Origin of the sequence: Puerhibacterium puerhi (assembly GCF_009846865.1) — a bacterium.
Taxonomy (GTDB): Bacteria; Actinomycetota; Actinomycetes; order Actinomycetales; family Cellulomonadaceae; genus Puerhibacterium; species Puerhibacterium puerhi.
Genome location: NZ_WUWN01000076.1, coordinates 1 through 6,002 on the forward strand (window position 1 = coordinate 1; position 6,002 = coordinate 6,002).

Annotated in this window: 8 protein-coding genes; 3 read left to right on the top strand and 5 right to left on the bottom strand. The window is 77.5% G+C overall.

Annotated elements, in window-relative coordinates:
• Positions 1-961 (bottom strand): DMT family transporter (locus GSF02_RS18105; RefSeq protein WP_159798764.1); only part of this gene is annotated, 961 nt, incomplete at its 3' end.
• An 82-nt stretch (positions 962-1,043) separates the two neighbouring features.
• Between GSF02_RS18105 and GSF02_RS18110 the strand changes: the two genes are divergently transcribed.
• Positions 1,044-1,955: a LysR family transcriptional regulator gene (locus tag GSF02_RS18110; protein ID WP_159798765.1), complete on the top strand. Its 912-nt coding sequence runs from the start codon at positions 1,044-1,046 to the stop codon at positions 1,953-1,955.
• Between the two features lie 76 nt (positions 1,956-2,031).
• Positions 2,032-2,433 carry an FKBP-type peptidyl-prolyl cis-trans isomerase gene (locus GSF02_RS18115; protein ID WP_159798766.1) on the top strand — a complete coding sequence of 134 codons (402 nt, stop codon included), beginning with the start codon at positions 2,032-2,034 and terminating at the stop codon, positions 2,431-2,433.
• A 99-nt stretch (positions 2,434-2,532) separates the two neighbouring features.
• Here the strand turns inward: GSF02_RS18115 and GSF02_RS18120 are convergent, their stop codons facing one another.
• The 4 genes from GSF02_RS18120 to GSF02_RS18135 form a co-directional block, all read right to left on the bottom strand.
• Positions 2,533-2,919 (bottom strand): VOC family protein, encoded by a 387-nt coding sequence (locus GSF02_RS18120; protein WP_159798767.1) that lies wholly within the window; start codon positions 2,917-2,919, stop codon positions 2,533-2,535.
• Positions 2,916-3,293 carry an ArsR/SmtB family transcription factor gene (locus tag GSF02_RS18125; protein WP_159798768.1) on the bottom strand — a complete coding sequence of 126 codons (378 nt, stop codon included), beginning with the start codon at positions 3,291-3,293 and terminating at the stop codon, positions 2,916-2,918. Before GSF02_RS18125 ends, GSF02_RS18120 begins: the two co-directional genes overlap by 4 nt.
• A 191-nt stretch (positions 3,294-3,484) precedes the next feature.
• Positions 3,485-4,627: a class I SAM-dependent methyltransferase gene (locus GSF02_RS18130; protein WP_408003920.1), complete on the bottom strand. Its 1,143-nt coding sequence runs from the start codon at positions 4,625-4,627 to the stop codon at positions 3,485-3,487.
• Between the two features lie 142 nt (positions 4,628-4,769).
• Complete coding sequence (locus GSF02_RS18135) at positions 4,770-5,183, bottom strand: DUF5997 family protein (protein WP_159798769.1); 414 nt, start codon at positions 5,181-5,183, stop codon at positions 4,770-4,772.
• Between the two features lie 52 nt (positions 5,184-5,235).
• On the opposite strand from GSF02_RS18135, the gene GSF02_RS18140 reads away from it, so the two are divergent.
• The coding region (locus GSF02_RS18140; protein WP_159798770.1) for a LysR substrate-binding domain-containing protein at positions 5,236-6,002 on the top strand (767 nt) is incomplete at its 3' end.

Here is a 6,002-nt window from a genome sequence, read left to right on the forward strand (position 1 = left end):
GGCCGGCGGCGCGGCGCCCGGGCCGGCGGCGCAGCGTGGCCACCGCGACGCCGGCCAGCGCGAGGACGCCGCCGGCGAGCGCCGCCGCGGGCGGCACCTCGTCGAGCAGCAGCCACGACATCAGCACCACGAGCGGCGGCACCGCGTACGTCGTCGCGGCCGTGCGCCCCGCGCTCGAGCGGGCCAGCGCGTAGCCCCACGTGCTGAACGCGATCGCCGTGGGGAACACGCCGAGGTAGACGACCGCGCCCACCGACGACGCCGGGGCCGCGGCGGCCTCGCGCACGAGCGCGGGCAGGAACGGCAGGCAGGCGACGGTGCCCGCGAGGCACCCGAGCCAGGTCATCGTGAGGGCGTCGACGCGCGGCAGCAGGTGCTTCTGCAGCACGGCGGAGCCCGCGTAGACGAACGCCGCCAGGAGCCCCAGGACCACCCCGAGGGCGTCGAACCGGCCGTCGGACGTCGCCACGCCGATCAGCGCGACGCCGGCGAACGCCACCACGACCCCCGCCATGAGGCGGCGCGGGAACCCCTCGCCGAGCAGCAGCCCCGCCAGGACGGCGACGAGCATCGGGGCGATGTTGACCAGCAGCGCGGCGGTCCCGGCGTCGAGGTGCTGCTCGGCAGCGTTGAGGGCCAGGTTGTACGCGCCGAACCAGGCCACCCCCCACACCGCCACCAGGGCGAGCGTGCGGCCGCGCGGCAGCCGGGCCGGGCGGCGGCCGCGGCGCACCAGCGCCAGCATGACGGTCAGCGCGAGGGTGCCGACGGCGATCCGTCCGAGCGTCAGCCCGCCGGGCGAGAAGTCGTGCGCGGCGGCCCGGATGCCGACGAACGCCGACGCCCACAGCACGACGGTCACGCCCAGCGCCGCCCACGTGAGCCAGCCGCGGCCGTCCGTCGTCGCGGGCCCGGCGCCGGTCGGGGCCGCGGGGGCCGGGTCGGGGCGCATGGTCGTCATGGGCCGATCGTCTCGCGGTGCGACCGTGAAGCACCAGTCCATATCTCTACCGCTCGATTCAGTCTCGCTGTACGGTCGAGGCATGCTCGACGTCCACCGTCTGCGCATCTTCCGCTCCGTCGTCGCCAGCGGGTCCGTCGCCGCCGCTGCCGCGACCCTCGGCTACACGCCGTCGGCCGTGAGCCAGCACGTCGCCGCCCTCCAGCGCGAGACCGGCCTGGTCCTGCTCGAGCGCGCGGGCCGCGGCGTGCGGCCCACCGCGGCCGGCCGCGCCGTCGCCGCCGAGGCCGACGGCGTGCTCGCGCGCCTCGGCGAGGCGGAGTCGGTCGTCGCCGACCTGCGCGCCGGGCGCACCGGCACGCTGTCGATCGCCTACTTCGCCTCGGTCGGGGCGGCGTGGCTGCCGGAGGTGGTGCGCCGGCTGACCGCGCGGCTGCCGGGCGTGCGCCTCGACCTCGAGCTGCGCGAGGACGTCGCCGACGACCCGGACGCGCGCCCGGACCTGCAGGTCCTCGTGGCGCAGCCCGACTTCGCCCCGGGGGCGGGGTTCCGGTCGCGCCACCTGCTCGACGACCCCTACGTCGCCGTGCTGCCCGCCGCGCACCCGCTGGCCGGGCGCGCGGAGGTGGGGCTGGTCGAGCTCGTCGGCGAGCGCTGGGTGGACAACGACTTCGCCCGCGGGTGGTGCCGCCGCAACCTCGTCGAGGCGTGCACGGCCGCGGGCTTCAGCCCTCCGTTCCACGTGGAGGCGCACGACTACCCGACGGCGATCGCGTTCGTGCGCGCCGGCATCGGCATCACCGTGCTGCCCGCGCTCGGCGCCGTGCACCTGCCGCCGGGCGCCGTCGCGGTGCCGGTGGTGCGGCCCACCCCGGTGCGCTCGATCCACGCGGTCGTGCGCGAGGCGGTGGCGGGCACGCCCGCCGCGCGCACGGCGCTGGAGGCGCTCGAGGCCGTCGTGGCCGGAGAGGTCACTGCCGAGCCCGCCGCGTAGGCTGGCCCGGGCCCGGAAGCCGCCCCGCCGGCACCCGGCGCCGTCCTGAGACCGCCCCTGAGATGAGGTACCGCTCGTGACCACGCTCCCCACCGCCTCCGGCAGCTTCGGCGACAAGCCGGCCATCACGTTCCCCGAGGGCGGCGCCCCGTCCGGCCTGCAGGTGCAGGTGCTCGAGGAGGGCACCGGCCCGGTCGTCGAGGCCGGGCGCACGATCGTCGTCAACTACCTCGGTCAGACCTGGGGCGGTCACGTCTTCGACAACTCCTACGACCGCGGCGCGCCGATCGACTTCCCGATCGGCGTCGGCGCCGTCATCGGCGGCTGGGACAAGGGCCTGGTCGGCAAGAACGTCGGCTCGCGCGTGCTGCTGTCGATCCCGCCGGAGCACGGCTACGGCATGCGTGGCGTGCCGCAGGCCGGCATCGGCGGCGGCGACACCCTCGTCTTCGTGGTGGACGTCGTCGGCGTGCGCTGACCCGTCCCCACCGCGACGGCGCCCGCCGGACCCCGTGGTCCGGCGGGCGCCGTCGTCCGTGCGTGGGATGGGCGGCCGTCGTCCGCGTGCGGTGGCGCGCTAGGCCATCTGCTCGATCTGGATCAGGTTGCCGCAGGTGTCGTCGAACACGGCGGTGATCGCCGGGCCCATCGGCGTGGGCGGCTGCGTGAACTTCACGCCCAGGGCCGTCAGCCGCTCGTGCTCGGCCGCCACGTCCGCGACGGCGAACGAGGTGAACGGGATGCCGTCGGCCACCAGCGCGTCCTTGAACGGCCGCACCGCCGGGTGGGAGTCCGGCTCGAGCACGAGCTGCACGCCGTCGGGGTCCTCGGGCGAGACCACGGTGATCCAGGCGTCCTCGCCGACCGGGACGTCGTGCTTCGGCAGGAAGCCGAGCACGTCGGTGTAGAACGCGAGGGCCTTGCGCTGGTCGTCGACCATGATGCTGCTCAGGTGGATCCTCATGACTCGTCCTCCGGGTGGGGTGTGCGGGTGGCGGGGGTGCGGGTGTCGGGTGTGCGGGTGCGGGGCGCGTCGGGCTGCGGGGCGGCGCCTGTGCCGGGCACCGGCCAGCGCCGCGCGATCCGCGCGAGCGGGCGGGTGTCGACGTCGTGCAGCCTGTAGCGGCCCTGCCGGCGGGAGCGCACCAGCCCGGCGCGCTCCAGCACGTCGAGGTGCTGGGAGACGGCCTGGCGCGAGGAGGCCAGGCCGCGGTTGGTGGTCAGGCGGGCGCAGAGCTCGAACAGCGTCTGGCCGTCGCGCGCGACGAGCTCGTCGAGGATCGCCCGCCGGGTCCCGTCGGCGAGGGCCTTGAACAGGGGGTCGTCCTCGTCCGCCATGCCGGCGACATTAGGCAAGCGCGCACTTGCCTGTCAAGGGTGACGTGCCCGCCCCCGCGACGTGTCAGTACGAGCGCACGCCATGGCCTGCGCCCGTACTGACACGTCGCGGGAGCGGGGGAGCCGGGGGCGCGGAGGCGAGGCGAGGGGAGGCGAGGCCAGGTGAGGCGAGGGGGCGCCGGGCGGGCGGGTCAGCCGCGGACGCTGCGGGTGACCGTGAACCGCGGGTCCTGCGCCACGTGCTCGGTCGGCCCGACGGCGCGGGTCAGCGCCGTGCGGTAGCGCAGCGGGGTGTTGAACACCGTCCACAGCTCCCCGCCGGGCCGCAGCACGCGCCCGGCGGTGGCGAACATGCGGTGCGCGGCGTCGGTGCGCACCGACGTGCGGTCGTGGAACGGCGGGTTGAGCACCACCAGGTCGGCGCTCGCGTCCGGCAGCCCGGCGCCGGCGTCGTCGCGCACGACGGCGACGCGGTCCGCGACGCCGTTGGCCTGCGCCGTCGCGCGGGCGGAGGCGACAGCGGCCGCCGAGCGGTCGGTGGCGACCACGCGGGCCGCCGGCGTGCGCAGGGCCAGCACGGCGGCGAGCAGCCCGGTGCCGCAGCCCAGGTCGACGGCGTCGGCCACGTCGGTGCGCCACCGGGGCGCCGTCGTGAGCAGGAACCGCGTGCCGCGGTCGAGGGCCGCGCCGGCGAACGTGCCGCCGTGGGCGGCGACCGCGACGCGCTGCGCCCCGGCGGCCGACCGCAGCTCGGGGTCGGTCAGCGTGGCGATGACCGGGAACGCCGACGGCGCGTCGCGCCGCTCGGGCCGCACCCCGGAGGCCACGAGCACGCGCGACTTCTGCCGCGCGAGGGTCGCGCGCACCTGTCGCAGCTCCGCGGCGAGCACGTCGTTCATGGCGCGGGTCATGTGCTTGACGCGGCCGCCGGCGAGCAGCACCACGTCGTCGGCCGCGGCGCGGGCCACGTGCTCGGCCACCTCCTGGAGCTCGCCCAGCGACGGCGGCAGCTGCAGCAGCACCACGCGGGCGCCGCGCAGGAGGTCCGGACCCAGCGCGGCGTGCACGGCGACGCGCCCCGCGTCGCCGGTGCGGGCGAGGTGGTGGCGCACCGCGGCCTCGGCGGTGACGGCGTCGGTGTGCACGCGCACGTCCGGGGCGCCCAGCGCGAGGGCGCCCAGCGTCAGCGCGCCGAACCGGTCGCCGAGCACGACGACGTCGCCCGGCCGGGCCGCGGCGAGCAGCGGGCGCGCCTCGTCGAGCAGCAGCCGGTCGGTGGCGTCGACGGCGACGGGCCCGTCGGCGCGCGACCCGTCCTCGGGCCACGGGGTCAGGCCGGCGAGCGCCGTAGCCAGCCGCGCGGCGGCATCGCCGTCGGCCGCGGCGCCCGTCGTGGCGCCCTCGGTCGACGTGCCGTCGGCGGTGCCGTCGGCGGTGCCGCCGCCGGCCCGGTCCTCGCCCGTCGTGCCGCGCACGTCAGTCGCGCTTCGCGGGCTTCCGGGCGGCCTTGTCGCGCTCGGCCGCGGTGCGCGCGGCGAGCCGCTCCTCCTCCTCGCGCACCTTGGCGGCGACCTCGCGCTCGTGCTCGAGCCAGGCGGGCGGGTCGGCGCGCAGCTCGTCGATCTGCTCGGTGGTCAGCGGCTCGGTGATGCCGCCGCGGGCGAGCCCCGCGATCGAGATGCCGAGGCGCCCGGCGACGACCGGACGCGGGTGCGGGCCGTTGCGGCGCAGCTCGGTGAGCCACTCCGGCGGGTTCTTCTCCAGCTCCTCCAGCTCGGCGCGCGTCACGCCCTTCTCCTGGAACTCCGGGGGAGTGGCGGGCAGGTAGACGCCCAGCCGCTTGGCGGCGTTGGACGGCTTGAGGACCTGCTGCGAGAAGGGGATGGCCATGTCTCCAAGGGTACGGGGCCGCGGCGGGCCGACCGCCCCGTAGCCTGGGCGCGTGACCTTCCGCCTCGCGTACGTGCCGGGCGCCACGCCGGGCAAGTGGGCCCGCACGTGGCGCGAGCGCCTGCCCGACGAGCCCCTCGAGCTCGTCCAGGTGCCCGCCGCCGACGCCGCGGGCGCCCTCCTCGACGGCCGCGCCGACGCCGCGATCGCCCGCCTGCCCGTGGACAGGACGGTGCTCAGCGCGATCGCGCTGTACGAGGAGCTGCCCGTCGTCGTGGTCTCCCGCGACCACCTGCTCGCCGCCACGACCGAGGACGAGACCGTCGCGCCGGCGGACCTCGCCGACGACGTGCTGTGGCTCCCGGCCGACGACGTGCTGTACGCCGGTGACGCGGCGCCGGCCGCGCCCGGGCGAGCCCCGGTGGCCTACGGCCCCGACGGCGAGCCGGACCCGGACGCCGAGCCGCAGCTGCCGGCGACGGCCGAGGAGGCGATCGCGTGGGTCGCCGCGGGCGCGGGCGTCACGGTCGTGCCCATGTCCCTGGCGCGCCTGCACCACCGCAAGGACGTGACCTACCGCGTCCTCGAGGGCGGCCCGGCGGCGCCCGTGGGGCTCGTGTGGGTCGCCGACCGCACCACCGACCTGGTCGAGGAGATGGTCGGCATCGTGCGCGGCCGCACGGCCAACAGCTCGCGCGGCCGCGGCCGGCGGCACGACGACGACGCCGCGCCGAGGGCGGCGCAGAAGGGCTCGGGAGGCGGTGCGGGGGGCGGCGCGGCGGGCGGCGCCGCCGGGCGCACCGGCGCCCAGGGGCCGCG

Excerpts from the sequence above, each read along its gene's own strand:
- GSF02_RS18135 (WP_159798769.1), bottom strand. The coding sequence starts at position 5,183 with ATGGCCATCCCCTTCTCGCAGCAGGTCCTCAAGCCGTCCAACGCCGCC.
- GSF02_RS18110 (WP_159798765.1), top strand. The coding sequence starts at position 1,044 with ATGCTCGACGTCCACCGTCTGCGCATCTTCCGCTCCGTCGTCGCCAGC.
- GSF02_RS18125 (WP_159798768.1), bottom strand. The coding sequence starts at position 3,293 with ATGGCGGACGAGGACGACCCCCTGTTCAAGGCCCTCGCCGACGGGACC.
- GSF02_RS18120 (WP_159798767.1), bottom strand. The coding sequence starts at position 2,919 with ATGAGGATCCACCTGAGCAGCATCATGGTCGACGACCAGCGCAAGGCC.